This window comes from Sphingomonas koreensis (assembly GCF_002797435.1).
Lineage (GTDB): Bacteria > Pseudomonadota > Alphaproteobacteria > Sphingomonadales > Sphingomonadaceae > Sphingomonas > Sphingomonas koreensis.
The window spans coordinates 246,339-273,234 of record NZ_PGEN01000001.1 but is presented as its reverse complement, the minus strand read 5'-3'; the positions used below and the strand labels follow the sequence as shown (position 1 = coordinate 273,234).

The window sequence follows — 26,896 nt, the reverse complement described above, 5'->3', positions numbered from 1 at the left end:
CCCTTTTTCGCGGGTGGGCCGATTCGACTCGTTAACTTTCGTTGTGCATTGTCCTGCCTTCGGGCCGGGCGTTTCCCGGCGCAAGTCAGCCATCCGGGGGGCTCGACTCGTGATCAACGCTGTTGCCGAACATCCAATCCTGCCTTTTGCTCAAGGCGAGTGGCGCGTCGAACCGCGCGGCAGCCTGGGCTATGTGCTCGCTCAGGCGCGCCGAGAGCGCGCGATGACGATCGAGCAGGTTGCGGCGCAGACGCGCGTACCGATTCGCTATCTGCACGCGATCGAGGACGAGCAGTTCGAGATCATCCCCGGACGCATCTACGCCAAGGGCTTCGTCAAGGCGTTCGCGCGCTCGGTCGGGCTGTGCGAGCGCTGGGCGGGCGAGGCGATCACGGCAGCGATGGCCGAAAAGCGCGCGCTGGTCGCAGCCTGACCTCGCTTACCCCCGGATCGCGGTGATCGTGGTGCCGGGGGTGATGAACTCCACATCGGTCTTGAGGTGCAGCAGGCGGACGCCGGTCTGCGCGAGCGCGCGATCGAGCGCGGGCGCGAACTCGTCGGTCTTGACGACGGTTTCGGCCCAGCAACCATAGGCGCGGGCGAGCGCGGCGAAATCCGGGTTGTGCAGCGTAGTGCCGGACAGGCGCGCGGGGAACTCACGCTCCTGATGCATGCGGATTGTGCCATAGGCGCCATTGTCGATGATCAGCACCAGCAGGTCTGCATCGTGCTGGATTGCGGTGGCGAGTTCCTGCCCGTTCATCATGAAGTCGCCATCGCCCGCGAGCGCAACGGCGAGCCGATCGCGAAGGCGCAGCGCAGCGGCGACCGCGGCGGGGGTGCCATAACCCATTGCGCCGGAGGTGGGGGCGAGCTGGGTGGGCTGGGCGCCATAGTGCCAGTAGCGATGCCACCAGCCCGAGAAATTGCCTGCGCCGTTGCAGATGATCGCATCGTCGGGACCGAGCCGTTCGCGCATCGCCGCGACGCACTGGCCGAGGTCGAGCGTGACGCCTTCGCGTGGTTTGGGCGTGGACCAGTCGAGCCACTCGGCATGGGCTTCGGCGGCACCGGAGAATGGCGTGTCCAACGGCTTCAGGCTCGACAGCATGTCGGCGAAGATGCCGACATCGCAGCACACGGCCATGTCGGCATGATAGACCCGGTTGAGTTCTTCCGGGTCCGGGTGGACATGAATCAGCGTCTGGCCGGGATGATCGGGGGTGACGAGCGTGTAACCGTCGGTGGTCGCCTCACCCAGACGCGCGCCGACGACGAGCAGCAGGTCGGCGTCGCGGATGCGCTGGACGAGCTTGGGGTTGGGACCGTAGCCAAGATTGCCCGCCCATGCTGACGAGGTGTTCGCGATCGCGTCCTGACGGCGGAATGCGCCCGCGACGGGGATACCCCAGCGCTCCGCGAAGGTCGCGAAATCACGGCCGGTCGAGATGTCCCAGCCCGCGCCGCCGACGATCGCCATCGGGCGTTTCGCGGCGCGGATCCGCTCGACGATCTGATGCGCGGCATCTTCGTTGACGTCGGGCATCAGCGGGTAGGGCGTGGAGACCGGCCGGTCCACCGCTTCGACCTCGTCAAGCAACATGTCCTCCGGCAGCGCGATCACCACCGGGCCGGGGCGGCCGCTGGTCGCGACGTTCCAGGCGCGGGCGACATATTCGGGGATGCGGCGCGCGTCCTCGATCCGGGTCGCCCATTTGGCGAGCGGGGCGAACATCGCGGGGAAGTCGACTTCCTGGAAGCCTTCGCGGTCGCGCATCGAGCGGTCGACGTCGCCGATGAACAGCAGCATCGGCTGCGAATCCTGCATCGCGACATGGACGCCGATGCTGGCGTTGGTCGCGCCGGGGCCGCGGGTGACGAAGCAGACGCCCGGCTTGCCGGTCATCGTGCCGTCGGCGCAGGCCATGAACGCAGCGCCGCCCTCTTGCCGGCAGGTGACGAGGTCGATCTCCGGGACGTCATGCAACGCGTCGAGCACCGCGAGGAAGCTCTCGCCGGGAACGTGGAAAATACGATCGCAGCCCTGGGCCACGAGATTGTCGACCAGGATGCGGCCACCGTTACGAAGCGTCGTCATGATGTCTCTTGTGCCGTCGTGGGTTGGGGAAGTCGAGGCGATTGCGTCGGTTAGCCAGCGCTGTTGTAGCGCGCCTTGAGCATCGACCAGACCGCGCGCAAGCTCATCGCGTCGCCGCCCTTGGGCCGTCCGGGCTTGGGCACGGGACGCCAGGCGAACAGGTCGAAATGTGCCCAGGCGATGTCATTGGGCACGAAACGGCGGAGGAAAAGGGCTGCGGTGATCGGCCCGGCAAAAGGACCATCGGCCGAATTGACCATGTCCGCGATGTCGGACTTGAGCATCTCGTCATAGCCGTCCCACAGCGGAAGGCGCCAAAGCGGGTCCTTCTGGGCGATTCCGTGATCGAGCAGGTCGTTCGCGAGCGCGTCGGTATTTGCGAACAGCGCCGGCAGTTCCGGTCCCAGCGCGACACGCGCGGCGCCGGTGAGCGTGGCGAAGTCGAGGATCAGATCGGGCTTGGCCTCGACCGCCTTCGCTAGTGCATCGCCCAGGATGAGGCGGCCTTCGGCATCGGTGTTGGTGTTTTCGACCGTCAGACCCTTGCGCGTCTTGAGGACGTCCCCGGGGCGGAAGGCGTTCGCCGCGACGGAATTCTCGACTGCGGGAATAAGCAGGTGGAGGCGGACAGGCAGGCGCTGCGCCATCACCACACCGGCCAGTGCCAGTGCGTGCGCGGCCCCGCCCATATCCTTCTTCATCAACCGCATGCCAGCGCTCGGCTTGATGTCCAGCCCGCCGGTGTCGAAGCAAACGCCCTTGCCGACCAGCGCGATCCGCGGATGCTTGGGATCGCCCCATTCCATCTCGATCAGCCGCGGCTCGCGCCCGCGTGCGGCGGCCATGCCGACCGCGTGGATCATCGGATAGCCCTGTTCCAGGGCGTCGCCGCGCGTGACGGTGAGCGTCGCCTTATGCGCCTTGGCGAGCGCGACGGCCTCGGCCTCCAGTTCGGCGGGGCCCAGATCGGCGGCGGCGGAGTTGACCAGGTCGCGGACCTTGAAGGTCGCGGCGGCAATGCGCAGCGTCTCCTCGATCTTGCCCGGTTCTCCGGTCAGCAGCGTGCGGGGGCCTACCGGGTTTTCGTCCTTGCGGTAACGGTCGAAGCGATACTGGGCGAGCACCCAGCCGAGCATCGCAGCGCCGGGTTCGCCGGTTGCGAGGCGATAGGTGCCCTCGGGCAATTGCTCGCCGAGCGAGGCGATGCGGTAGGGCGAGGTCTCGGCCTCGTCGCATACCAGCAGCATCGACCAGTCGTCGTCCTTGTCGCCCGGCAGCACGGCGCGGTTGCCTGCCTTGCCGACCACCTTGTTCGCCGTGATCGCGGTGCGGACGCGCGCGGGCTGGCCTTTGAGCCAGCCGGCCCATTGATCGGGGTGGACGACATGGATGGTGCGCGCGGGCTGGCCGCGATCGGGCTGAAGCAGCGGGGAGAGGTCGGTCATTGCGGCGATCTAAGCACTCCGAAGCATTGCCGCCAAGCGCTATCGGCGAACGCAGAGGTTGAGGGCGCGGTCGATCATGGCGGTGAGGCGGTTGCGGCTCTGCGCCAGCGCGGCGGGATCGAGGCCGCGTTCCTGTGTTTCGAAGTTGATGTAATCAAGCCCGTGGAGCAGCGCGTAGTTGGACAGCGATCCGTCGGTCACCGCGACCCGCTCGAACACGACATTGAAGTCGGCATTGGCCAGCATCCGCCCGCACCACGCGGTCATCGGCGCGGTACCGCTGCGCCAAGGCACATAAGCGAGCGTATCGTCATCATCGAACGGCCATGCGCGGCTGGCCGAGGGGCGCGGCCGCATCACATCGTCGCAGAAGCGAATCGAGACTTCGCCGCGGCCGGGAGGCGCGGAGCGGTTGCAGTGCGAGGCGGAGGAATCGAAGCCGGGCGCGTTGGTGTGGAGCGCGATGATCGGGTGCGCGCCGCGAGCATAGTCGGCGAGGACAGTGCGGGCGTAGCGTGGATAACCGTCGCGGAAATTGCGGTTGGGATCGATCGGCCGGCCGCGATCGACGGCGCCGTTGCGGCGCTTGCCGTCCTCCGCGATGCCCGAATCGACCGCGATCATCACGCCGCCATGTTTCCGCACCCCGGCGAGCGCCGCTTCGAACCCGGCATTTTCATTGTCGTGCGGCACGAACCAGAGCGGGCCGCGGGGCTTCTTCACATTGGCGATGCGGAAGAGGCGCCAGCTGCCACGTTCTTCCTGAAACTCGATCCGGCTGACGGCGAGGCCGCGCCATTCCGCCGGGTCGCGGTGGCGGGCGAAATCGTCGTCGGCGAGCGTCAGGGGATCGACGGGCGTACGCCGTACCCCCGTCTCCTCGCGCGCACCGCCCAGCGCCAGCCACAGGGCGGCGGCGAGAGCGGCGCGGACCCGCATCAGGCCAGCGGCGCGCCGTACAAATCGTGGTCGTCGGCGTCCTCGATCTCGACCTTGACGATGTCGCCCTGCTTCAGATGGCCGGCGTCGCGGAGGAAGACGGTGCCGTCGATCTCGGGCGCGTCGGCCTGGGATCGGGCGTTGGCGCCGTCATCTTCGACCTCGTCAATGATCACCTCGAGCGTGCGGCCGATCTTGGCCTGGAGCTTCGCGGCGCTGATCGCGGCGGTCTTTTCCATGATCCGGGCGTAGCGCTCTTCCTTGACCGCTTCGGGGACCGCACCGGGCAGATCGTTGGCAGCGGCACCCTCTACGGGCTCGAAGCGGAACGCGCCGACGCGGTCGAGCTGCGCCTCGTCCAGCCAGTCCAGGAGGTACTGGAAGTCCTCTTCGGTCTCGCCGGGGAAGCCGACCACGAAGGTCGAGCGGATCGTGATGTCGGGCGCGATGCTGCGCCAGTTGCGCAGACGCTCCAGCACCTTCGCTTCGTTTGCGGGACGGCGCATCGTTCGCAGCACCGATGGGCTGGCATGCTGGAAGGGGATGTCGAGATAGGGGAGGATCAGCCCCTCGGCCATCAGCGGGATGACCTGATCGACATGGGGATAGGGATAGACGTAGTGCAGCCGCACCCATGGGGCGATCTTGCCCAGCTCGCGGGCGAGGTCGGTCATATGGGGAACGACCTCAGCGCCCTTCCACATCCGCGGTTCCTTGCGGATGTCGACGCCATAGGCCGAGGTGTCCTGGCTGATGACCAGCAGTTCCTTCGTCCCCGCCTCGACCAGCTTTTCGGCTTCGCGCAGGATGGCGTCGGGGCGGCGGCTGACCAGATCGCCGCGCAGCGCCGGGATGATGCAGAAGGCGCAGCGATGATTGCAGCCCTCGCTGATCTTCAGATAGCTGTAGTGGCGTGGGGTCAGCTTGAGGCCGCTGTCGGGCACCAGGTTGAGGAAGGCGTTGGGCGGCATCGGCGCCGCGTCGTGCACCGCGCCGACCACTTCCTCATATTGGTGCGCGCCGGTGACGGCGAGGACGTTGGGGAAGCGAGCGCGGATCACCTCCGCCTCCTTGCCCATGCAGCCGGTGACGATGACACGGCCATTCTCGGCGATCGCCTCGCCGATCGCTTCCAGCGACTCTTCCTTGGCGCTGTCGAGAAAGCCGCAAGTGTTGACCAGCACCACGTCGGCGCCGGCATAGTCGGCCGACATGGCATAGCCATCGGAGCGGAGCTTGGTCAGGATACGCTCACTGTCGACCAGATTCTTGGGACAGCCGAGCGACACCATGCCCACCTTTGGGGCTTCGGGGAGTCGCGTTGCCATGATCGGCGGCGCACATAGAGATTTTTGCGGAAAAAGATAGGGGCAGGCGATAGTGCTGACCCTGTGCCGCTCGGCCCACGCCGATCAACAAGAGGGGATCGGGCGCTGGAAGCGAGCGGTTCAGCTCGTCATTCGCACGACGACCTTCCCCTTGGCACGGCCGGATTCGAGATAGGCGAAGGCATCGCCGATCTGTTCGAACGGGAAGACCCGGTCGATAACCGGTTCGAGCTTGCCGTCCGCGATCAGCCCGGCGAGTTCGGCAAGCTCCTCACCGCTTGGATGCATGAACAGGAAGCGATAGCGGGCGCCGTGCTTGCGGGCCTGGGCTCGCAGGCCGTAGCTGACGAGCCAGAACAGCGCGGCAAGCGCGCGGCCGCGGTCCAGATCCTTGAGCGCCGTTTGCGGTTCGGGAAGCGCGGCGACTGAGACGACCGTGGCGCCGGGTTTCACCACTCCAAAGGACTGGCTCAGCGTATCTCCGCCGAGCAGATCGAACACGCCGTCCATGCCGCTGACGTGATCGGTGAAAGCCTGCGTCGTATAGTCTACTACCACGTCCGCGCCGAGCCGCTCCACCAGATCGCGCCCGCGCGGGGAGGCGGTGGTGGTGACCTCTGCACCTAGCCATTTGGCGATCTGGATGGCGAAGGTGCCGACGCCGCCCGCGCCGCCGGGGATGAAGACGCGGCTTCCTGGCTTTAGATGCAGTTCGTCGCGCAGCGCCTGAAGCGCGGTCAGACCCGCAAGAGGAACGCCCGCCGCAGTCTCGAAATCGAGATTGGCAGGCATCGCCGCGACGACGGCCTCGGGTAGGACGCTATATTCGGCGAAGGCGCCCATCGACCCTTTGGGCACGCGCGCAAAGACGCGATCACCTACGGAGAAGCGCGTGACGCCCGCACCGACCGCCTCGACGGTGCCGGCCAGTTCGTTGCCCATCACGGCAGGCAGCGAATAGCGCTGAATGACCTTGAGCTTGCCTTCCCGCGTCTTGAAATCGACCGGGTTCAGGCCGGCGGCATGGACGCGGACCAGCAGTTCGCCGGCACCCGCGACCGGCCGGGGCACGGTCCGCAGTTCGGCAACTTCGGGGCCGCCATAGCGGGTAAGGAGCAGCGCGCGCATCTGGCCGGTCATGCCGCCGCCTTTCCGCCAGTGCGTACGACCTCGACGATCGTGTCCCCGGCCATAAGCGCCTTCGCCTCCTCGGTGAAGAATCCGTATGGCTCGCCGCCGCGGTACAGGCGCAGGCCGATGCCGGTGGCGATGGCGGCCAGCGGCGTGCCGACCTCTTCAGGGCGGATGGGGCGCTCGCTGAGCGCAACTGGCCCCTCGATCGAGGCGAGGTCCATCATGTAGCTGGCGACGTGCTGGCTCTTGCACGAACTCGCAAGGAGCAGGCCGGCAAAACTGACCGGATTGATGACCGTGGTGGCGCCGGCGGCGCGGGCCGGAAGCTCGTTGTCCTCCGCCTTCACCACCGTGCTGATCTTGAGATCAGGGGCGAGATGGCGGGCGGTGAGGGTGATGAGCACCGAGGTGTCGTCGCGCCCCGCGCTGACGATCATCGATTGGGCGCGGGCGATCCTGACGTCCTCGAGCGTCTGGTCGCGTGTGGCGTCGCCCTGAAGGATGATACAGCCGCAATCGCGCGCGCGCTCGAGCGCCTGGGCGTTGCCGTCGATGACGACGATGCAGCCGGGATCGGTACCGCGCGCGATCAGCTCGTCCACCGCTTCGGACCCGGTGGTGCCATAGCCCGCGACGATGATGTGGTTGTGAAGGTTCCGCTGGATCAGGGCCATGCGCCATCTATCCCATGTACGCTTGAGAACGAAATTATAGGCGGTGCCGAGGAACAGCAGCACCGCGAAGACGCGGATCGGGGTGACCACCAGCGCGTCGAACAGGCGGGCCCGTTCGGTGACGGGGGCGATGTCGCCATAACCGGTCGTAGTGATCGAGATCATCGTGAAATAGACGATGTCGACGAAGCTGATGTGGCCGTCATAATTGTCGCGCAGCCCCTCCCGGTCGAACCAGTGGACGCCGATCGCGAGCGCGAGCAAGCCTACCACCGCGAGGACGCGCCAGCTGATCGAGACCCAGACGGGGAGGGTCGATTTGCGCTTGAGCGTCGCGTGGGGAAGGAAGCGCATGCGGAACGGAGATTAGCCGCTATCGCGAGGTAATCAATGCGCGGTCAGGGCCGTGCCGGGAGCCGCGGGACCGGATCGACCGGGGTGCGGCCCTGGCGCATCTCGAAATGGAGCTGCGCGCGGTGGGCGCCGCTGTCGCCCGAGAGCGCGATCATCTGGCCGCGCTTCACCGACTGGCCACGCTGGACGAGAAGCTGGCCGGCATGGCCGTAGACCGTGGTCCAGCCGCCGCCATGCTGGAGGATGACCAGACCGCCCAGCGAGGGAATGTCGCTACCGACATAGGCGACGGTGCCGTCCGCCGCGGCGAGGACGGGCGTGTCGAGCGGGACGGCGATCTTGAGACCGTCGCTGCGCTCACCCGATGCGACCGGACCGAAGCGGCGGACGATGTTGCCGCGCACCGGCCACTGGAACTGGCCCTTGAGTGCGGCCGGCGGAGCGACCGCGGCGGTGGGCGGGAGGACGCGGGCCGACGAGGCGGTCGGCCGGGTCGGGCGTGCGCGCTCGGGGATCGCGGGCTGGCTGCCCGTCACGATGTCGTCGATGTCGAGGCGGAAGGCTGCGGCACGCTCCTCCCGTGTCCGCGGGCGCTCGGCGCCGGGGATCAGCACGCGCTGGCCGGTGCGCAGGATATAGGGTTCGGCCAGGTCGTTGGCGGTGACGATCTGGTTCCAGGCGACGCCATAGGCGCGGGCGATGGCGATCCCGGTCTCGCCATCGCGGACGAGATGGTAGCGGCCGCCGGGGATCGACAGCCGCTGGCCCGCGCGGATGACGAAGGGGCGCTCCAGGCCGTTGGTCCGTGCGATCGCCTCGGAACCCGCGCCGGTCTTGTTGGCGATGCCGCGCAGCGTGTCGCCCGGCTGGACGATGTAGACCGAGGCGGAGATCGTTCGAGCGTCGGCGGTGACGGGGCGGGCTTCCCAGGCGGGCGGCGGCGCTGGGAGCGACGTTACGTCCTCGCGCCGCGGCGCACGAGTGGGATCCTGCGGCTCGTTATCGGCGTAGCTATGCGCGGGCGGCGGGCCGCTGCCCGCTGGAATGCATGCAGAAGCGAGCGGCAACAATGCCGCCACGATCACGCCCCGATACAAGGCCCCCCGGCCAACCATTACCTGCCCCCCGGCACTAACGAAATATATCGGTAACCATATCAAGGGATTCGCGGTGCGTCATGTCCAGATGTAGCGGCGTGACGGTGACGTAACCCATTTCGATCGCCTCAAGATCGGTGTTCGCGGCAGGCGTATGGTCGATCCGGCCGAGGCCGAACCAGTAATAGTCGAACCCGCGCGGGTCTGTACGCTTGTCGAGTTTCATCCGGCCATAGTCGCGCAGGCCCTGATGCACCGCCTTGACCCCTGCCACTTCGGCGGCGGGGATGGGCGGGAAATTGACGTTCATTAGCGTGCGCGGCGCCCATTGTGCGTCGATCAGCGGGCGCAGCACGCGTTCGCCCCACTGCTCTGCGGCTTCGAAGCTGACCCGTTCGCCGGGTGCTGGGGCGGCGTAGCGCTGGCTGAGCGCGATCGAGCGGATGCCGGCCAGCGCGCCCTCCATCGCGGCGGAGACGGTGCCGGAATAGCTGACATCCTCGGCCAGATTGGCGCCGCGATTGACGCCCGAGAGGATGAGGTCGGGCGGCGACTCCTTCATGATCTCCGCCAGCGCCATCATCACTGCGTCGGTCGGGGTGCCGGTGACCGCGAAACGGCGGTCGCCGAAGCGGCGCAGGCGAACCGGTTCGGTGAGGCTGAGCGAGCGGCCCTTGCCCGACTGTTCCTCGAGCGGCGCGACGATGGTGATATCGTCCGACAGGGTGCGGGCGATTCGTTCGAGCACTTCAAGGCCGCGGGCATGGACCCCGTCATCGTTTGTGAGGAGGATCCTCACGCGGCTGGTTCGAGGCGGTTGAGGCCGCGCAGATACGGCTTGAGCGCCTCCGGCACCGCGACCGACCCGTCCTCCTGCTGGTAATTCTCCAGCACCGCGACGAGCGTGCGCCCGACCGCAAGGCCCGATCCGTTGAGGGTGTGGACGAAGGCCGGCTTGCCGTCGGCCCCTCGATAGCGCGCGTTCATGCGGCGCGCCTGGAAGTCACCGCAGGCCGAGCAGGACGAAATTTCGCGATAGCGGGCCTGACCGGGCAGCCAGACTTCGAGATCGTAGGTCCGCGTCGCGGAGAAGCCCATATCGCCCGCGCACAGCTTCATCCGGCGGAAGGGCAGACCGAGCGCGGTGAGGATGCCCTCGGCGCAGGCGGTCATGCGCTCATGCTCGGCCTCCGATTCCTCGGGGGTGACGATCGAGACCATCTCGACCTTGTCGAACTGGTGCTGGCGGATGTAGCCGCGCGTGTCGCGGCCCGCCGCGCCAGCCTCGGAGCGGAAGCAGGGGGTCAGCGCCGTGAAGCGCAGCGGCAGCGTGTCGGCGGCCAGGATCTGCTCGCGTACGATGTTGGTGAGGCTGACCTCGGCGGTAGGAATCAGCCAGCGTCCATCTGTGGTCTGGAAGCTGTCCTCGGCGAATTTGGGCAGCTGGCCGGTGCCGAACATCGCGTCCGGGCGGACGAGGATGGGCGGGTTAACCTCCTCATAGCCGTGATCGCCGGTCAACGTATCGAGCATGAATTGACCGAGCGCGCGGGCGAGTTTCGCGGCATGGCCGCGGACCAGCGTGAAGCGGGCGCCGGCGAGTTGCGCGCCGGTCTCGAAATCCAGGCCGAGCGCGGGACCGAAGGCGTCATGCTCGCGCGGTTCGAAGGCGAAGACGGGCTGCTCGCCGCGCGTGTGGACAAGCAGATTGTCGTCTTCGTCGGCACCATCGGGAACGTCAGCGGCGGGGAGGTTGGGGATCGCGGCGAGGGCGGTCTTCAGCACCTCGTCGGCTTCGGCCTGATCGGTGGTGAGCCGTTCCAGCTCGTCCTTGAGCGCGCTGACCTCGGCCATCAGCGCCTGGGCGCGGGCTTCATCCTTGGCGGCCTTGGCCTGTCCGACCTGCTTCGACAGGTCGTTGCGGCGCGCCTGCACCTCCTGCTGGCGGGTGGTAAGCGCGCGACGCGATTCGTCGAGTGCGATCAGGCCGGCGGCGAGCGGATCGGCCCCGCGGCGGATCAGCGCCGCGTCAAAGGCTTCGGGATTGTCGCGGATCAGGCGGATGTCATGCATGGGGCAGGGCTATGGCGAGGGGCGATGGCTCGCGCAACCCGCGACGCATGCCGCGCGTTCACCTTGCCGCACAGTAAGGAGAAGAGTGATGCTGCTTCCGCACAACGCCTTTGTCGTCGTGGCCGACGGCCGCAAGATGCTGTTCCTGCGCAACGAGGGCGATGCGACCCATCCCAACCTTCAGCTCGAACGCAAGCGGGTGCAGGAGAATCCGTCGAACGGCGCACAGAAAACCGACGCGCCCGGCCGCTCGTTCCAGAGCGTGGGCGCGCGGCGTAGCGCCTATGAGGAGACTGATTTTCACCAGCTGGAGGAGGACCGCTTCGCCGCGGAAACAGCGGAACTGCTGCGCAAGCGCGCGCTTGAGAACGACTTCGAATCGCTGATCGTCATTGCGCCGCCCAGAACACTGGGCGAGCTGCGGAAACACTATCACAAGGAAGTAGAGAATCGCTTGGCGGGCGAGATCGACAAGGATCTCACCCGCCATACGATACCCGAAATCGAGCAGGCGCTTATCGGCGCCGGATAATCAGCCCGCCTCGGCTTCCTTCGCTTTGCGGTTCTGGAAGCGCTTGCGCACGACCAGAGCCGCGGCAGCCGCACCGAACAAGAGGACCATCGGCGGGGCGGGGACCGGATCGGGGCCGCCCGACGAGCTGCTGCCGCCGCTCGACGTGCTGGTCGAGGTCGAAGTGCTGGTCGACGAGGTGCTGCTCCAGCCGCTCGACGTGCTCCAGCCGCTCGAGGTCGAGGACGAGACGTCGCCCGACGAAGAAGCCGAGGTGGAGGTCGAAGTCGAGACATTGCCGCTCGAGGAGGACGACACGTCGCCCGAGGACGATGCCGAAGTCGACGAACCGCCCGAGGCCGAGCTGGTCGAAGACCCGCCGGTCGAGGAGGTGCTGGTGCTCGACACGCCGCCGGTCGAGGTCGAGGTAGACGAACCGCCTGAGCCACCCGAGCCGCCAGATGCCGACGAGGTCGAGCCGCCCGAGGTGCTCGTGGAACCGCCGGACGAGGTGGACGAGATCACGATCCCGCCGCTGCCGCCCGAACCGCCCGAGCCGCCGAAGAAGCCACCCGCGAAGAAACCACCGCCAAAGCCGCCGCCGAAACCGCCACCGCCGACCGCGGCTCCACCGCCGCCGCCGCCACCGCCACCACCGCCGATCGCCGGCATTTCGGCGAAGACCGGGGGAAGCGGCACGGGCGCGCCCTGCGGCGTGACGGTGACCACCTGAGGCTGGCACTGCGCCGTGGTTGTGACGGTGCGTCGCACGATCCGCTTGCGGACGGCCGGGCGCTTCACGACACGCTTCTTGATCACGCGTTTCGCCGCGACGGGCTGTTTCGACATGTAAGACCGCTCAGCGCGGGACTCGGCGACGTGCACCGCACCACCGCCGATCACGGCGCCGCCGCACGCACATGCGCACAATTTAGCCAAGGCCATCCGAACCGACATGATCGCTCTCTCTATTTCCCGGAGGCTGCGTGGATGCTGCGGACACAGCGCCTGTGCAGGCTCATGCACAGAAAGTGCAGAACAAACCATTAAGTGCAACGGCGTTAACCATAAATCGGCATCAACTTGGGTAGTTTTGTCTCCGTTGAGTGCGCAGGCTGTGGTTAATGTGCCACACCGAGACAGCTTCGCTACCCGATCCGGCCATGGCTACCCGATATGGTTAACCAGCGCTGCAACACCCTTTTCGGTTCAGGCAAGTGCAATTTTCCACACGTCAAGAACAGTTTGGCCCACAAATCTGTGGATTCGGACGCTTGTGGAGCAAGACGCACCTGCCTATAGCGCCGACGGGCAAAAGTCGGGTTTCGATCGGAGCAACCGCTGAAACCCGGTGTGGAGAGTGGCATGGCGACCGTTTACGAGCACCGCGACGAACCCGAAAAGGCGCCGCCGGCTGCCAATGATCTGCCGGATGGATATCGGCCAAGCCCCGAAGAACCCTTCATGAATCCGCGGCAGCTGCAATATTTCCGCGAGAAGCTGCTGGCGTGGAAGGACGCGATTCATCGGGAAGCGGCGGGCACGCTTTCGCAGCTACAGGTCGATTCGCTGCGCGAGGCGGACTTGACCGACCGCGCATCGAGCGAGACCGACTGGTCGATCGAACTGCGCACCCGCGACCGCCAGCGCAAGCTGATTGCCAAGATCGACGCGGCGCTGCGCCGGATCGAGGATGGCGAGTACGGCTATTGCGAGGTGACGGGCGAGCCGATCAGCCTGGGCCGGCTCGAAGCGCGGCCGATCGCGACGATGACTGTTGAAGCGCAGGAGCGTCACGAGCGCAACGAGAAGGTTTCACGCGACGAATAGTGCCAAATCGGGCACGCCTACTCATTTCGATTAACGCTTTGGATAGCGATTCCTGCTCTAATTCGCGCATGAACGCGAGTTTGCAGAACGGCATATGGACCAGTTTCCGACCGATCCGATGAGCGCGAATTTGAGCGAAGATCCGACGCATCAACGTTCCGCGGCTCGCGATAGCCTGTTGCTGTCGGCTCAGCTGCGAATCGCGGGCGAGCCGGAAGCCACCGTCCGCGTTCGGAACCTCTCCGCCGGCGGCCTGATGGCCGAATATGCGCAGCCGGTAGATATCGGGAGCACGGTGCAAGTCGATGTACGCGGCGTGGGCTGGGTTGGCGGGCGAGTCGCCTGGACGGCGGAAGGCCGGATCGGAATCGCCTTCGACCGGGAGATCTATCCGATGGCGGCGCGCAAGCCTGTCGGAAACGGAACGCATACGCCCCGCTATGCAAAGGCGACCGAAACCGCACCACGCCCGGCGCGTCCGCTTTTCAAACCCTGACCGTAGATTGACGGATGTGGACGGGAAGGCGCACCCGCTGCCCGGAGCGGCGCGCGTGTATGGCGTCACCCCGGCCGTTCAGCCAGGGCGACACCGGGTCACGCATCACATGTGCGTGATTTCTTCCTTCACACGAAGTTTCTGGCGCTTCAGATCGGCTATGATCATCTGATCAGGCATCGGCCGCTGCGACTCCGCACTGATCTTTCGATCGAGTGTCGCGTGCTTGGCCGTAAGTGCCGAGAGATGCGCGTTCTGCATGGAAGCTGTCCTCCTGCTCGTGGGTTGGGGGGACTAAGGAGTAAATCATGATTCGCGGCGCTTGTCGCCCCTTGCGAATCGCTGCATCGACAGGGCAACGGCGTCATGCGGTGGACTGAAACCGCATTGGCTTGGCGGGGGCGTAAACGGATGGAAGATACCGAGATTCTGCGCCGCCTGGAGTTGCTGCGCGTGGAGCACCGCGATCTCGACGCGGCGATCGAAGCGCTTGCGGCAGCGAGCGCACCGGACCAGCTTCAGATCGCGCGCCTGAAGAAGCGCAAACTGCGGCTGCGCGACGAGATCGCGATGCTTGAAGACGGGCTGATCCCCGACATCATCGCATGAGGTGCCGCCGCGCATCGCTTTGGGACATGGGATTGCGAAGATTGGCTATTTCGCTTGCCTATCCTTTGTGTCAGCGTTGCCGGTGATGAGCAGAGGCAGCGCAACATCGCGGATTCACCGGCGGCTGATCGATTCACTCTATACCGAGTCGATGGTGCTGGCTGATGAGGCACGCGCCTATTTCGACGAGATGGGGCGGAACGAGCGCGACACGCTCGACGCGATGACGCGAGTGGTCTTCTCCTGCGAGTCGCTCAAGGTCACGACGCGCCTGATGCATGTCATCGCATGGTTGCTTACGCAGCGCGCCGTCGATGCTGGAGAGCTTCCCGCCGGCGACGCGCTCGATCCGTCGCGGCGCCTCGGCACGGCGCCGGAAACCGATGCGGCTTCGTTCGATGCGATGCCGTTGGCCGCACAGGGGCTGATCGCGGCGAGCCAGGATCTGTACCGAAGGGTCGCCCGGTTCGACGTGGTCGAGAGTGAGGAGGCGCCGGTACCGGTGAGCCCCGCACGGCGGATGCTCGACCGGCTCGCGCACGCTTTCTAAACGTCAGGCACTCCAGCCACCCTGGGATAGACCGGCGACCCGCGCGCGGGCGGCGCGATATTCATTGTCGAGGCGATCGACGAACTCGGCGACGGGGGTGATCTCATGGATGGCGCCGATGCCCTGGCCCGATCCCCAGATGTCGCGCCACGCCTTGGCCTTCGAATTCCCGCCCGAGCCGAAATTCATCTTGCTCGGATCGCTCTCGGGCAGATTGTCGGGGTCGAGCCCGGCATTCTCGATCGAGGCGCGCAGATAGTTGCCATGAACCCCGGTGAAGAGGCTGGTGTAGACGATATCCGACGCAGAGCCGTCGACGATACCGTTCTTGTAATTGTCCTCGGCACGGGCCTCGGTGGTCGCGATGAAGGGGGAGCCGATATAGGCAAGATCGGCGCCCATCGCCTGCGCTGCGAGGATCGCACCGCCATTGGCGATCGAGCCCGAAAGGATGATGGGCCCGTCGAACCAGGCTCGGGTTTCCTGAACGAAAGCGAAGGGGCTGAGCTGGCCGGCATGGCCGCCCGCACCGGTGCAAACGAGGATGAGGCCGTCCGCGCCCTTTTCCACCGCCTTGCGCGCGAACCGGTCGTTGATCACGTCGTGCAGCGTGATGCCGCCCCAGCCGTGTACCGCCTGATTGAGTGCCTCCTGCGCGCCGAGCGAGGTGATGACGATCGGCACCTGCCATTTGCCACAGGTGGCGAGATCGGCCTCGAGCCGGTCGTTCGAGCGGTGGACGATCTGGTTGACCGCGAAGGGCGCGGCAGGGCGGTCGGGATTGTCGCGGTTCCAGGCCGCGAGTTCCTCGGTGATCTGGTGGAGCCACTCGTCGAGCTGGCTCTGCGGACGCGCATTCAGTGCCGGGAACGAGCCGACGATCCCTGCCTTGCACTGGGCAATGACCAGTTCCGGGCCGGAGACGATGAAGAGCGGCGAGCCGATGACGGGCAGGCGCAGGCGATCAAAAAGAGCAGGCAGGGTCATATGCGTTTCATACCGGAACTGAATTTCCTGTCCAGCGGGCGCAGGAAGAGGGGGGTATGCTCCATACCCAATCCTTGAAACGGCTAGTCGATGCGGGTCAGGCCTGCACGGAATCGGCGCTGGCGATCGGCATAGCTATGCGCGGAAATGAGCAAAGCGGTGCGCGCCGTAGCGTCAAGCTCGCGCACCGCCCGCGCCGGGCTGCCGACGATCAGGCTGCCCGGCGGGAATTCCTTCCCTTCGGTGACCAGCGCACCGGCGCCGATCAGGCAATCGTCGCCGATCACGGCACGGTTGAGGACGATCGCGCCCATGCCGACCAGCACGCGATTCCCCAGCGTGCAGCCGTGCAGGATCGCATGGTGGCCGACGGTGCAGTCGGCGCCGATGGTGAGGGGGATGCCGGGGTCCGAATGGAGCATCGCGCCTTCCTGAACATTGCTGCGTTCGCCGACGATGATCGGGGTGTTGTCCGCGCGGATCACTGCACCGAACCAAAGGCTTGCGCCTTCGGCCAGGCGTGCGTCGCCGATCACGTCGGCGCTGGGCGCGACCCAGGCATCGGGGTGGATCGATGGCACCTTGCCTTCGAACGCGTACAGGGCCATCGCGGCTTCTCCTCATCCCTCGTGGAATTTTTTCGCGGGCGGAACGTCCCGCCGTTTCAACCGTATATCTGGATGACTCGGCACTGCCGAGCCGGATTGCAGGAGACGGCAGATGATCAATCTCATCGTACTTCTCGTCGTAGGCGGTGTGCTGGGCTGGCTGGCCAGCATCGTGATGCGCACCGATGCCCAGCAAGGCATGTTCCTGAACATCGTGGTGGGTATCGTCGGCGCGGTGCTGGCGGGCCTGCTCATCACGCCGCTGATCGGCGGCGCGACCATCACGCAGGAGTTCAGCCTGACCTCGCTGCTGGTCTCGTTCCTCGGCGCAGTCGTTCTGCTCGGAATCGTGAACCTGGTGCGGCGCGGTTCGGTGCGCTGACCCGGGCAAAACCTTCCCAAGCACCTGGGCGGCTTCGGCCGCCCATTCTTTTTTGCCGGTTCGCTCTTGTGCGTTAGCGAAGGGCGAGGTGAGCTAGGCTGGGGATGTCCATGCCGAGCGCCAGCGCCAGCGAGACGCCGCCGAGAAGGACTGCGAGCGTCGACGACATCGAGAACAGGCCCCAGCCGACTGCGGTCACCATTGCCGGGTTGGGACGCTCGAGACGGCGATTCTGCCCGGCCGACATCAGGACGAAGGCCGTCAGCAACCCATACAGGAAAACCGTGAACTCGATCATTGCGCTGTCCCGCCCCGAAATGCGGCGCTAAATTACAGGGGAAGGGTTAACGCTTCAATTTCGGCTCGTCGTAACTTTGCTGCGTTGCAGCGTTGTTTCGCTTGCCGCAACTCAAGTTGAAACCCGGTTCAGCTTTGCTTGACCGCCCCCGGATCGCCCGACTATCGCGCACGCAAACGCACACAGGAGAGAATCGCCGCGATGAAGAAGCTCTATCCCAGTGCCGAGGCCGCGCTTGAGGGCCTGCTCCACGATGGCATTACGATCTGCGCGGGCGGGTTCGGGCTGTGCGGCATCCCCGAGCGGCTGATCGACGCGATTCAGGCTTCGGGCGTGAGGGATATGACCATCGCGTCGAACAATGCGGGGATCGACAATGAGGGCCTGGGCAAGCTGTTGCGCAGCCGCCAGGTCAGGAAGATGATCTCCTCCTATGTCGGCGAGAACAAGGAGTTCGAGCGGCAGTATCTGGCCGGCGAGCTGGAAGTCGAATTCTGTCCGCAGGGCACGCTGGCCGAACGCTGCCGCGCAGGCGGTGCGGGTATCCCCGGCTTCTACACCAAGACCGGCGTCGGCACGAAGGTGGCCGAGGGCAAGGAAACCAAGGTCTTCGATGGCCAGGAATATATCCTAGAGCGCGGCATCCGCGCCGATCTGGCCATCATCAAGGGCTGGAAGGCGGACGAGGCGGGGAACCTGATCTTCCGCAAGACCGCACGCAACTTCAACCAGCCGATGGCGACCGCAGCGAACATCTGTGTCGCCGAAGTCGAGGAAGTGGTGCCGGTCGGCAGCCTTGATCCCGATGCGATCCATCTCCCGGGCATCTATGTGAAGCGGATGATCGTGGGCGCGCCATACGACAAGAAGATCGAGTTCCGGACCACGCGGGCGCGGGAAACCGCGTGAACCGGCTGTGCGCCGCGGCCGCGTTGATGCTGCTGCCGGTGCTGACGGGCGGCTGCGTTGTTGCGGCCGTGCCGATCGTGGCTGGCGGCGTGATGGCGCGGGACCAACTCAAGGGCGAGGGCAAGACGCGCAAGGCGAAGAAGGACGAGCGACAAGATCAGGGCGAGCCGGTCGGCATGCGTACTGCCGAGGGACGCGCCGCGTTGGCAGCGATCGAGGGAAAGAGGATTACGCAGCCCAGGCACGACACGCTTCCGGTGCCGGGCGGCGCTCCTGTACCCGGCACGCTGCCTCCGCCGTCCGGCGACGGTATGACCGCCGGGACCGGTGAAGCCGCGGCCTACAGCCTTCAGGCCTATCAGGCTTTGTGGAACCATCTCACGCTGCAGGTCGAACGTCGCCGCAAGGGCGAGCCGCTGCAATCGGTGGTGTTGATGCCCGGCACGACGTTGGACGCGCCGCGCTATTCGAGCTGCGGAAGCAAGCCGCTGGCGGTGATCTTCGATCTTGACGAAAGCGCTGACAAGGCGGCGGACCCCGATGCGCCCTGGCGCCGCTGGAAGGGGGATGGCAGCGATGCGGTGACCGCGACCCCCGGCGCCGTGGAAGGGATCGACGCCGCGCGGCGCGAGGGCATTGCGGTGATCTTCACTACCCGGCGTTCCCCCGAAAGCGCGCCCGGCGTGGCGGGCCTGCTCGATCATCTCGGCTTTGGCCGGTTCGAGCCCGGACGGACACTGATCCTGGCCGGCAGCGCGGAAACCGGCAAGGGCGACGAGCAGGTGCGTCAGGTGATCGCTGCCGGCTATTGCGTCGTCGCGCTGGTCGGCGACTCGCTCAACGATTTCAGCACGCTGTTCGAGGTGACGAACGACGCTGCCAAACGCCAGACCGCGGCGACCGAAACGATGGTCGCGCCGCTGTGGGGATCGGGCTGGTTCATCCTCCCCAACCCCGTGCGCAGCGTTGCGGCACTCCAAAACCAGTGATTTCCGACGGAGAGACATGATGCCCTGGACTCGTGATGAAATGGCGGCCCGCGCTGCGAAGGAACTGCGCGACGGCTTCTACGTGAATCTGGGCATCGGCATCCCGACCCTGGTCGCCAACCATATCCCGGAAGGGGTCGAGGTGACGCTCCAGTCCGAGAACGGGATGCTCGGCATCGGTCCGTTTCCCTATGAGGGCGAGGAAGACCCCGACCTGATCAACGCGGGCAAGCAGACGATCAGCGAACTGCCCCAGTCGGTCTATTTCAGCAGCGCCGACAGCTTCGCGATGATCCGCGGCGGGCATATCGACCTGACCGTGCTCGGCGCGATGGAAGTTGCGCAGAATGGCGACATCGCCAACTGGATGATCCCGGGCAAGATGATCAAGGGCATGGGCGGTGCGATGGACCTCGTCGCCGGGGTCAAGAAGATCATCGTGGTAATGGAGCACAACGCCAAGGACGGCACGCCCAAGTTCATCCCCGAGTGCACGCTTCCGCTGACCGGCAAGAATGTCGTCGATATGATCATCACCGATCTGGCAGTGTTCCAGCGCGCTGACCACGACTCACCCTTCCGCCTGATCGAACTCGCGCCGGGTGTGACCGAAGAGGAACTCGCGGCGAAGACCACCGCGAAGTACGAGGTCGCGTTGGCGGCCGCCTGAGCCGCATCAGTGGATCGCCGCCGCAATCTCGGCGGCGATCCACTGGCGGAATGCGACGATCTTCGCGCTGCGCTGCCGCGCCGCGGGATAGACGAGCCAGAAGGCGCGGCCATCGGTGGCCGCATGCGGATGGACGCGGGTCAAACGCCCGGCGGCAATATCATCGGCGAACAGAATCGGTGAGCCGATCGCGACGCCGTGACCGGCGATAGCCGCCGCAACATCCAGATATTCTGCAGAAAAGGTGGTGCCGAAACGCTCCGGCGCCGGGCCGTTTGCATGGCCGAGATCGCGGTACCACAGCGCCCACCAGTCCGGTCGGCCAAGCAGTGACACGCGAAGCTGGCGATTAGGGTCTTCGAGGTCGCGGGCGATATCGGCCAGCCCGGGTGCACATAATGGCGTGAACACGCTGGGGAACAGCGGGATCGCATGCAGCGCCGGCCAGTTGCCATGCCCGTTGCGGATCGCGACATCGTAGCCACCGCCGGCGAGGTCGCGGGGATCGGGCGAAAGGTCAAGCTCGACCCTCAATTCGGGATGGAGCGCTCGAAATCGCCCCAGGCGCGGCGCTAACCAGGTCGTACCGAGCGAGGGCAGGGCAGTGATGCCGAGCCGGGTCTGGTCGGCATCGATTGCCCGGGCGAACCCTGCACGCAACGTGGTGAAGGCGGACAGCGCGTCTGCCGCGAGGAGCGCACCCGCCGTCGACAGCTCGACGCGTTGCGCATGCCTGTGAAACAGGTCGATCCCCAGCTCCTGCTCAAGCCGACGGACATGGTAGCTGACCGCCGCGGCAGTGGTATCAAGCTCACGCGCGGCGGATGCGAAACCGCCGAGCCGCGCAGCTGCTTCGAAGGCGCGAATAGCGATCAGCGAGGGCAGGTCGGAGGTCACCACAAAGCAAGCTTAACCTGTCGGAATCGAATGGGAAGCATTACCCTAAGCCATACTAGGGGTAGGAGGCGATCTTTCGAGTCCCGGAACGTCCAGCAAGGCCGCAAGAAAGCGACAGTCTTTGCTGGAGGGCGGACGCATGAGGAACTTTGACGCCCTGGATCGGCGGGCGATGATTGCGGGATTGGGTGGAGCCGGGCTCGTTCTGCCTGCAGCGGCGCGTGGCGTGCTTTGGGAAGTGGACCGCCGAGGCGACTGGGCCTGGCTTGAAGGAAACTGGAAGGTCGAGCACCGACGGCTTCGGCGAAGGCTTGTGCGGGACAATCATTGGGACTGCTTTGCCGGAACCAGCGCGGTTTGGATGACGCTGGGCGGGCTTGGTACGATCGACGACAATATCCTGCACTTGCCCGGTGGCGATTACCGGGCGGTGGGCATCCGCGCCTATGATCCCGCGAGCGATCGCTGGTCGATCTGGTGGCTGGACGGGCGCAACCCGACTCGGATCGACCCGCCAGTGACCGGGCGGTTCCATGGCGATTCGGGAACCTTCAGCGGATCGGATCTATTCGAAGGGCGCCTGATTGACGTGCGCTTTCGCTGGCGGGGGATCCGCAGCTCGCGACCGCACTGGCAGCAATCCTTTTCGCCGGATGACGGGGCGAGTTGGGAAATGAACTGGGAGAATTTCTTCACTCGCACCGCGGCGACCCCGACCCCCTTGCCTTTGCTGCCGCAAGGAGACGCGACGCGTGCGCCCGATGACTGGGGTTTCCTGGCGGGGCGCTGGACCGTGCGTCATCGCAAGCTGCGCAAGCGGCTGATCGGGAGCCGCGAATGGGACGAGTTCAGCGGGACCTTCGTCAACTGGCCGACGCTGGGCGGCAACGGTAATGTCGGCGACAATCTGATGAACGCGCCGGGCGGCGCGTTCCGCGGCGTGGGCTTTCGCGCATGGGATCCGGCGACGCGCGAGTGGTTGAGCTGGTGGCTTGACGGGCGTGACCCGGGAAAGATCGGCACGCCGCTGCGTGGCAGGTTCGTCGATGGGGTCGGGACCTATTTCTCCGATGACGAACATGAGGGGCGGCCGGTCAAGGCACGTGTCACCTGGTCGCGCATCACAGGGACGACCGCGCGGTGGGAACAAGCCTTCTCAGCGGACGGAGGCGATAGCTGGGAGGTCAACTGGGTCTCCGATTTCACGCGGATGGCATGATGCAACGGCGGAGAGTGATCCAGAGCGCGGTGCTGGCGCTGGCGGGGCTGAGCGCGCGGGGGGTGAAGGCGGCCGAAGCGGAGGTGCAGCTACCGCCTGGAACAGCTTCTCGCGGGGATTTCGACTATTTCCTCGGCAGCTGGCGCGTCGAGCATCAGCGGCTACGCAAGCGGCTGGCGGGGAGCAACGACTGGGAGGCGTTCGCTGGCCGCACGCATTGCCAGCAGATGTTCGGCGGGCTCGTCAATCTCAACGAGAGCATCTCGTACCGCGGCGGGCGAACCAGCTACGGCATGGGATTGCGCGCGTTGGACGAGCCGGGCGGTCGCTGGGCGGACTGGTATCTGTCGGGGGGCGATCTGAGCAAGATCGACCCGCCACTGTACGGGCGGTTCTCCAGGGGTGTCGGCACATTCTTGTCGCGCGACACATTCGAGGGCCGGCAGTTGCTGGTACGGGGACAGTTTGCATCGGTGAACCGGGAGGAGGCGCGATGGGAGCAAGCCTTCTCGGTCGATGACGGCGTGACATGGGAGACCAACTGGGTGATGCGCTATCTGAGAATGGAGGATGCGAGGTGAATGACAGCATGATGATCGGGTGTACATGCGGCGCCACGCACTTCGAGGTGTCGGGCAAGCCGATCCTGGTGTCTGAGTGTCTATGCGACAGTTGTCGGGCAGCGGCGGCTCGGCTTGCCGCCCTTCCAGGCGCGCCCACCATCCTCACCGACTACGCCGCGACGCCAGCAGCCGAATATCGCAAGGACCGGATACGCATCTTGGCGGGAGTGGAACATCTGCGCGAGTTCAAATTGAAACCTGATGCCGGTACGCGCCGCGTGGTCGCGGCGTGCTGCAACACGCCCCTGTTCCTCGAGGTGAAGAGCGGGCACTGGCTGAGCATCTACCTGCACCTGTGGCCGGAACGCGACCGGCCCAAGCCCGAACTGCGGACGATGACCGGCGATCTCGCCGATGCATCGAGGTTGCCGGACGACATTCCCAACCTGAAGAGCCACTCGATCGGCTTCTACGCTAAGCTGCTCGGCGCATGGATCGCGATGGGGTTCCGCAACCCCCGGATCGAGGTTGCGGGACCCATCGAGGCCTGACCGTTCAAGCGGCCTTGCGCCGCTCCGCCATCTCTTCGTTGAGCATCTCGGCCAGCAGGAAGGCCAGCTCGAGGCTCTGCCCCGCGTTGAGGCGCGGGTCGCAATGGGTGTGATAGCGATCGGCCAGGTCGTGCTCGCTGACGTCGATCATGCCGCCGGTGCACTCGGTCACGTTCTGTCCGGTCATCTCGGCATGGATGCCGCCGGCATAGGTGCCCTCGGCGCGATGCACGGCGAAGAAACCGCGGACCTCGGCCAGGATGCGCTCGAACGGGCGGGTCTTGTAGCCATTGGCCGCCTTGACGACGTTGCCGTGCATCGGGTCACAACTCCACACCACCGGATGCCCCTCGCGCTTCACCGCGCGGACGAGCTTGGGCAGACCGTCCTCGATCTTGTCATGGCCATAGCGGGTGATGAGGGTTAGGCGGCCCGGTGTACGTGCGGGATTCAGCGTGTCGAGCAGGCGCAACAGCGCGTCGGGCTCGAGACTGGGTCCGCACTTCATGCCGATCGGGTTGCCGATACCGCGCAGGAACTCGACATGCGCCGATCCGTCGAACCGGGTGCGGTCGCCGATCCAGAGCATGTGGGCGCTGGTGTCGTACCAGTCACCGGTGAGCGAATCCTGCCGGGTCAGCGCCTGCTCATAGGGGAGCAGGAGCGCTTCGTGGCTGGTGTAGAAATCGGTGCCCTTGAGCTGGGGGACGCTGTCGGCGTCGATCCCGCAGGCCTGCATGAAGTCCAGCGCCTCGCCGATCCGGTCGGCGACATCGGCGAACTTGGCGCTCCAGGGGCTCTTGCCCATGAAGTCGAGCGTCCATTTGTGGACCTGATGCAGGTTCGCGTAGCCACCGCTGGCGAAGGCGCGCAGCAGGTTGAGCGTCGCGGCGGACTGGCTGTAGCCCTGGATCATCCGCTGCGGATCGGGGATGCGTGCTTCTGGGGTGAAGGCAATGTCGTTGACATTGTCGCCGCGGTAGCTGGGCAACTCGACACCATTGATCGTCTCGGTATCAGCCGAGCGCGGCTTGGCGAACTGGCCGGCCATGCGGCCGACCTTCACCGTCGGCAGCTTCGACGCAAAGGTCAGCACGACTGCCATCTGGAGGATGACGCGGAAGGTATCGCGGATGTTATTGGGGTGGAACTCCGCGAAGCTCTCTGCGCAGTCACCGCCCTGCAGCAGGAAGGCCTCGCCGCGTGCGACTTTGGCCAGTTCCTGCGTCAGCGCACGCGCTTCGCCGGCGAACACCAGCGGGGGGAAGCTTGAAAGCTGGGTGGTCGCGGCAGCGAGCGTAGCGGTATCGGGGTAAATCGGGAGCTGGCGCGCTTCGGCCGATTTCCAGCTGTCGGGGGTCCATCCCATGGCCTGCTCCAAATTACGGACATGGACGTACCAGTCCTGATGATGCGCGATGCCGTTGGCGGCGATCTGGTTGAGCACGGCGGGCGAAGCGCGCTTGCCATCCTCTTCCCAGCCCTGAACGGTCGAACCGGGCGTGTCGAACCATGCGCCGAAGGCGGCGCGGGAGAGGGAGCGTTCTTCGCGGAAGCGGCGGATTTTCGAACCAGCTAATGTCGTCATGGTGCGAGCGCCTTACCCCCGCCGGGTAAATGGGTGCAAGCGATAAATTCACCCGTTTGGGGTAAATCTCAAATTGGCAGCCGATCACGGTTCAGGCGGCCTTAATGCGGCCCGATGCGATACCTATGTCAGGCGTGTGCCTGACGGGAGTTGCGTGATGATCCGAGTTCTGATGCTGGCGGCGCTGGCCGCGACCCCGGTGCTTGCGCAAGAGGCAGACGACGACAATGCGCCGCCGCAGCGGGTGCGCAGCGTGCTTCTTTATGGTGACGATCAGTGCCCGAAGGCCTCAAGCGAGGAAGAGGTCGTCATCTGCTCAAAGGTCGGGGAATCGCCCTATCGCATCCCCAAATCGTTGCGGAAGAGCGAGCCGACACCGGCGAGCACGAGCTGGAAGCGGCGCGCCGAACTGGTCGATGAAGTGAACCGCCAGGTGCTCCCGGGAAGCTGCTCGCCGATCGGCAGCTACGGCCATACCGGATGCACGATCCAGATGCTCCAGAACTGGCGTGCCGAACGCGCCGCGCAAAAGGCGGAAGAAGCGGCAATCCCGGGCGGAGAAAACTAACCTACTGCCCGAAACCCGGTTCGCTGGCGCGCGCGACGGCTTCGCGGGCGGCGGCGAACAGGGCGCCGGCCTTGGCCTCGCATTCGCGCTGCTCATAGGCCGCGTCGCTGTCTGCCACGATCCCCGCACCCGCGGTGACGTGCATCGTCCCGTCCTTCACGATGGCGGTGCGCAGCACGATGCAGCTGTCCATCGATCCGTCGGGTGAGAAATAGCCGACGCCGCCAGCATAGGGGCCGCGCTGCTCACGCTCCAGCTCGGCGATGATCTCGCACGCGCGGACCTTCGGCGCGCCGCTAACGGTGCCTGCCGGGAAGCCCGCGAACAACGCATCAAGCGCGTCGGCATCGGGGCGCAGCTTGCCCACCACGTTCGACACGATGTGCATGACATGGCTGTAGAATTCGACTGTGTAGCTGTCGGTGACCCGGACGGTGCCGGCCTGCGCGACGCGGCCGGTATCGTTGCGGCCGAGGTCGAGCAGCATCAGATGCTCGGCGCGCTCCTTGGGATCGGCGAGCAGACTGGTCCGGTTGGCTTCGTCCTCAGCCGCGGTCTTGCCGCGGGGGCGGGTGCCGGCGATCGGGCGGATCGTCACCTCGTCATCGCGGACGCGGACGAGGATCTCCGGGCTGGATCCGGTGAGTGCGAAGCCGGGCAGGTCGAGGAAATAGAGGAAGGGGGAGGGGTTTACCCGGCGCAGCGCGCGGTAGAGCTCGATCGGCGGTAGCGCGAAGGGCGCGGTGAAGCGCTGGGCGAGTACCACCTGGAAGATATCACCCGCTGTGATGTACTCCTTCGCGCGCGCTACCATCGCGGCATAGTCGCCATCCGCGAGGGTGGGCCGGGCTGCGATCTCAAGAGCGTCCCCAGCCACCTTGGGCGGAAGCGGGGCGGTTGCGAGGCGTGCCGCAGTGGCGTCGATCCGCTCGGCCGCATCGGCAAGCCGTGCTTCGGGATCACGGGTGGAACCGGGCCAGACGGGCGCGACGAGGAAGAGCGAATCTGCCAGCCGGTCGAAGATCAGGATCACCGTCGGCCGCACGAAGATCATGTCCGGCAGGCCGAGCGCGTCTTCGTCCGCGCGGGGTAGCGTTTCGACCAGCCCGATCGTTTCATAGCCGAAATAGCCAACCAGGCAGGCGAGTGCGCGCGGGAGTTCGGCCGGGACGTCCATCCGGCAGCTCTGTACGAGCGTACGCAGGGCCTCGAGGGTCGGCTGAGCGGCGGGGGCGAAAGCGTCGCGATCGGTGAGCCAGAATGGGTTGATTTCCGCCTGCTGGCCATGCGCGCGGAAGACGAGGTCCGGCGCAAGACCGATCAGGCTGTGACGGCCGCGCACTGCGCCGCCTTCGACCGATTCCAGCAGGAAATCGCCGCGGCCCGGCTCGATGAGCTTGAGCGCCGCCGATACCGGCGTGTCGGTATCGGCGAGCTGCCGTCGCCAAACGAGCGCGGGACGGCCCTGTGCAAGCGCCGCCCGGGCCGCGTCGAGACCCTCTACTCCCCCCTCAACTCCCGTCGTCATC

31 protein-coding genes are annotated in these 26,896 nt (G+C 66.0%); 15 read left to right on the top strand and 16 right to left on the bottom strand.

Going from position 1 to position 26,896, the window contains the following annotated elements:
• The first annotated feature begins 109 nt into the window (after window positions 1–109).
• Window positions 110–433, top strand: a complete 324-nt coding sequence (locus BDW16_RS01415; protein ID WP_066575451.1) for a helix-turn-helix domain-containing protein — start codon at window positions 110–112, stop codon at window positions 431–433.
• A 6-nt stretch (window positions 434–439) separates the two neighbouring features.
• Here the strand turns inward: BDW16_RS01415 and BDW16_RS01410 are convergent, their stop codons facing one another.
• The 9 genes from BDW16_RS01410 to serS all read right to left on the bottom strand — a co-directional run bounded on the left by BDW16_RS01410 (window position 440) and on the right by serS (window position 11,142).
• Window positions 440–2,098, bottom strand: coding sequence for a thiamine pyrophosphate-binding protein (locus tag BDW16_RS01410; protein ID WP_066575449.1), 1,659 nt, complete (start codon window positions 2,096–2,098; stop codon window positions 440–442).
• A 50-nt stretch (window positions 2,099–2,148) separates the two neighbouring features.
• Entirely contained in the window at window positions 2,149–3,543 is a 1,395-nt protein-coding gene (locus BDW16_RS01405) for a leucyl aminopeptidase family protein (RefSeq protein WP_066575447.1), read from the bottom strand.
• 39 nt (window positions 3,544–3,582) lie between these two features.
• The gene (locus tag BDW16_RS01400; protein ID WP_066575444.1) at window positions 3,583–4,482 is read right to left on the bottom strand and encodes a hypothetical protein; all 900 of its coding nucleotides are present in this window, start codon (window positions 4,480–4,482) and stop codon (window positions 3,583–3,585) included.
• Window positions 4,482–5,810, bottom strand: coding sequence for a 30S ribosomal protein S12 methylthiotransferase RimO (gene rimO / locus BDW16_RS01395; protein ID WP_066575440.1), 1,329 nt, complete (start codon window positions 5,808–5,810; stop codon window positions 4,482–4,484). The genes BDW16_RS01400 and rimO overlap by 1 nt, the downstream gene beginning before the upstream one ends.
• Before the next feature lie 120 nt (window positions 5,811–5,930).
• Window positions 5,931–6,950: an NADP-dependent oxidoreductase gene (locus tag BDW16_RS01390; RefSeq protein WP_198585755.1), complete on the bottom strand. Its 1,020-nt coding sequence runs from the start codon at window positions 6,948–6,950 to the stop codon at window positions 5,931–5,933.
• Window positions 6,947–7,972 (bottom strand): potassium channel family protein, encoded by a 1,026-nt coding sequence (locus tag BDW16_RS01385; protein ID WP_066575433.1) that lies wholly within the window; start codon window positions 7,970–7,972, stop codon window positions 6,947–6,949. Before BDW16_RS01385 ends, BDW16_RS01390 begins: the two co-directional genes overlap by 4 nt.
• A 44-nt stretch (window positions 7,973–8,016) precedes the next feature.
• The gene (locus BDW16_RS01380; protein ID WP_083954215.1) at window positions 8,017–9,087 is read right to left on the bottom strand and encodes a M23 family metallopeptidase; all 1,071 of its coding nucleotides are present in this window, start codon (window positions 9,085–9,087) and stop codon (window positions 8,017–8,019) included.
• Window positions 9,088–9,103: 16 nt separating this feature from the next.
• A complete protein-coding gene (gene surE, locus BDW16_RS01375; protein WP_066575432.1) occupies window positions 9,104–9,868 on the bottom strand; it encodes a 5'/3'-nucleotidase SurE in 765 nt (254 codons plus the stop codon).
• The gene (serS, locus tag BDW16_RS01370; RefSeq protein ID WP_066575430.1) at window positions 9,865–11,142 is read right to left on the bottom strand and encodes a serine--tRNA ligase; all 1,278 of its coding nucleotides are present in this window, start codon (window positions 11,140–11,142) and stop codon (window positions 9,865–9,867) included. Before serS ends, surE begins: the two co-directional genes overlap by 4 nt.
• Window positions 11,143–11,230: 88 nt before the next feature.
• Here serS and BDW16_RS01365 point away from each other — a divergent pair, with 88 nt between their 5' ends.
• The 4 genes from BDW16_RS01365 (at window position 11,231) to BDW16_RS01350 (ending at window position 13,979) form a co-directional block, all read left to right on the top strand.
• The gene (locus tag BDW16_RS01365) at window positions 11,231–11,674 is read left to right on the top strand and encodes a host attachment family protein (RefSeq protein WP_066575428.1); all 444 of its coding nucleotides are present in this window, start codon (window positions 11,231–11,233) and stop codon (window positions 11,672–11,674) included.
• 43 nt (window positions 11,675–11,717) lie between these two features.
• Entirely contained in the window at window positions 11,718–12,386 is a 669-nt protein-coding gene (locus tag BDW16_RS21840; RefSeq protein ID WP_176573228.1) for a hypothetical protein, read from the top strand.
• A gap of 632 nt (window positions 12,387–13,018) precedes the next feature.
• Window positions 13,019–13,483, top strand: a complete 465-nt coding sequence (dksA, locus tag BDW16_RS01355) for an RNA polymerase-binding protein DksA (protein WP_066575425.1) — start codon at window positions 13,019–13,021, stop codon at window positions 13,481–13,483.
• 118 nt (window positions 13,484–13,601) lie between these two features.
• Window positions 13,602–13,979 carry a PilZ domain-containing protein gene (locus BDW16_RS01350; protein WP_241230499.1) on the top strand — a complete coding sequence of 126 codons (378 nt, stop codon included), beginning with the start codon at window positions 13,602–13,604 and terminating at the stop codon, window positions 13,977–13,979.
• A gap of 105 nt (window positions 13,980–14,084) precedes the next feature.
• Here the strand turns inward: BDW16_RS01350 and BDW16_RS01345 are convergent, their stop codons facing one another.
• Window positions 14,085–14,240 (bottom strand): YdcH family protein, encoded by a 156-nt coding sequence (locus BDW16_RS01345; protein ID WP_075152121.1) that lies wholly within the window; start codon window positions 14,238–14,240, stop codon window positions 14,085–14,087.
• A 150-nt stretch (window positions 14,241–14,390) separates the two neighbouring features.
• On the opposite strand from BDW16_RS01345, the gene BDW16_RS01340 reads away from it, so the two are divergent.
• Both BDW16_RS01340 and BDW16_RS01335 read left to right on the top strand, forming a co-directional pair.
• Window positions 14,391–14,588 carry a DUF465 domain-containing protein gene (locus BDW16_RS01340; RefSeq protein ID WP_066575419.1) on the top strand — a complete coding sequence of 66 codons (198 nt, stop codon included), beginning with the start codon at window positions 14,391–14,393 and terminating at the stop codon, window positions 14,586–14,588.
• Window positions 14,589–14,673: 85 nt separating this feature from the next.
• Window positions 14,674–15,138: a DUF1465 family protein gene (locus tag BDW16_RS01335; protein WP_066575413.1), complete on the top strand. Its 465-nt coding sequence runs from the start codon at window positions 14,674–14,676 to the stop codon at window positions 15,136–15,138.
• Between the two features lie 3 nt (window positions 15,139–15,141).
• Here BDW16_RS01335 and BDW16_RS01330 read toward each other — a convergent pair whose 3' ends face one another.
• Both BDW16_RS01330 and BDW16_RS01325 read right to left on the bottom strand, forming a co-directional pair.
• Window positions 15,142–16,125, bottom strand: a complete 984-nt coding sequence (locus BDW16_RS01330; RefSeq protein WP_066575410.1) for an NAD(P)H-dependent flavin oxidoreductase — start codon at window positions 16,123–16,125, stop codon at window positions 15,142–15,144.
• An 83-nt stretch (window positions 16,126–16,208) separates the two neighbouring features.
• Window positions 16,209–16,733, bottom strand: coding sequence for a gamma carbonic anhydrase family protein (locus BDW16_RS01325; RefSeq protein ID WP_066575407.1), 525 nt, complete (start codon window positions 16,731–16,733; stop codon window positions 16,209–16,211).
• Between the two features lie 112 nt (window positions 16,734–16,845).
• Here BDW16_RS01325 and BDW16_RS01320 point away from each other — a divergent pair, with 112 nt between their 5' ends.
• The gene (locus BDW16_RS01320) at window positions 16,846–17,115 is read left to right on the top strand and encodes a GlsB/YeaQ/YmgE family stress response membrane protein (RefSeq protein ID WP_371836683.1); all 270 of its coding nucleotides are present in this window, start codon (window positions 16,846–16,848) and stop codon (window positions 17,113–17,115) included.
• Between the two features lie 73 nt (window positions 17,116–17,188).
• Here the strand turns inward: BDW16_RS01320 and BDW16_RS01315 are convergent, their stop codons facing one another.
• Complete coding sequence (locus BDW16_RS01315; protein ID WP_066575405.1) at window positions 17,189–17,413, bottom strand: hypothetical protein; 225 nt, start codon at window positions 17,411–17,413, stop codon at window positions 17,189–17,191.
• A 201-nt stretch (window positions 17,414–17,614) separates the two neighbouring features.
• On the opposite strand from BDW16_RS01315, the gene BDW16_RS01310 reads away from it, so the two are divergent.
• Genes BDW16_RS01310 through BDW16_RS01300 form a run of 3 tightly spaced genes read left to right on the top strand, consistent with a single transcriptional unit; the run spans window position 17,615 to window position 19,981 of the window.
• Window positions 17,615–18,322 (top strand): CoA transferase subunit A, encoded by a 708-nt coding sequence (locus tag BDW16_RS01310; RefSeq protein WP_066575729.1) that lies wholly within the window; start codon window positions 17,615–17,617, stop codon window positions 18,320–18,322.
• Entirely contained in the window at window positions 18,319–19,311 is a 993-nt protein-coding gene (locus tag BDW16_RS01305) for an HAD family acid phosphatase (RefSeq protein WP_066575403.1), read from the top strand. Before BDW16_RS01310 ends, BDW16_RS01305 begins: the two co-directional genes overlap by 4 nt.
• Window positions 19,312–19,330: 19 nt before the next feature.
• The gene (locus BDW16_RS01300) at window positions 19,331–19,981 is read left to right on the top strand and encodes a CoA transferase subunit B (RefSeq protein ID WP_075153248.1); all 651 of its coding nucleotides are present in this window, start codon (window positions 19,331–19,333) and stop codon (window positions 19,979–19,981) included.
• Between the two features lie 6 nt (window positions 19,982–19,987).
• Here the strand turns inward: BDW16_RS01300 and BDW16_RS01295 are convergent, their stop codons facing one another.
• Window positions 19,988–20,878 (bottom strand): LysR substrate-binding domain-containing protein, encoded by an 891-nt coding sequence (locus BDW16_RS01295; protein WP_198585754.1) that lies wholly within the window; start codon window positions 20,876–20,878, stop codon window positions 19,988–19,990.
• 313 nt (window positions 20,879–21,191) lie between these two features.
• Between BDW16_RS01295 and BDW16_RS21440 the strand changes: the two genes are divergently transcribed.
• From BDW16_RS21440 to BDW16_RS01275, 3 genes are read left to right on the top strand one after another with little or no spacing between them, the layout of a single operon-like run.
• On the top strand, window positions 21,192–22,097 hold the full coding sequence (locus tag BDW16_RS21440) for a hypothetical protein (protein ID WP_198585753.1): 906 nt from the start codon (window positions 21,192–21,194) through the stop codon (window positions 22,095–22,097).
• Window positions 22,097–22,678 (top strand): DUF1579 domain-containing protein, encoded by a 582-nt coding sequence (locus tag BDW16_RS01280; protein WP_125958818.1) that lies wholly within the window; start codon window positions 22,097–22,099, stop codon window positions 22,676–22,678. The genes BDW16_RS21440 and BDW16_RS01280 overlap by 1 nt, the downstream gene beginning before the upstream one ends.
• Window positions 22,675–23,211: a GFA family protein gene (locus BDW16_RS01275; RefSeq protein WP_083954214.1), complete on the top strand. Its 537-nt coding sequence runs from the start codon at window positions 22,675–22,677 to the stop codon at window positions 23,209–23,211. The genes BDW16_RS01280 and BDW16_RS01275 overlap by 4 nt, the downstream gene beginning before the upstream one ends.
• A gap of 4 nt (window positions 23,212–23,215) precedes the next feature.
• On the opposite strand, the gene BDW16_RS01270 is transcribed toward BDW16_RS01275, so the two are convergent.
• Window positions 23,216–24,580 (bottom strand): class II 3-deoxy-7-phosphoheptulonate synthase, encoded by a 1,365-nt coding sequence (locus tag BDW16_RS01270; RefSeq protein WP_174532042.1) that lies wholly within the window; start codon window positions 24,578–24,580, stop codon window positions 23,216–23,218.
• A 376-nt stretch (window positions 24,581–24,956) separates the two neighbouring features.
• Between BDW16_RS01270 and BDW16_RS01265 the strand changes: the two genes are divergently transcribed.
• Window positions 24,957–25,367 (top strand): hypothetical protein, encoded by a 411-nt coding sequence (locus tag BDW16_RS01265; protein WP_066575393.1) that lies wholly within the window; start codon window positions 24,957–24,959, stop codon window positions 25,365–25,367.
• Window position 25,368: 1 nt separating this feature from the next.
• On the opposite strand, the gene trpE is transcribed toward BDW16_RS01265, so the two are convergent.
• Complete coding sequence (trpE, locus tag BDW16_RS01260) at window positions 25,369–26,895, bottom strand: anthranilate synthase component I (protein ID WP_066575392.1); 1,527 nt, start codon at window positions 26,893–26,895, stop codon at window positions 25,369–25,371.
• Between the last annotated feature and the right edge of the window lies 1 nt (window position 26,896).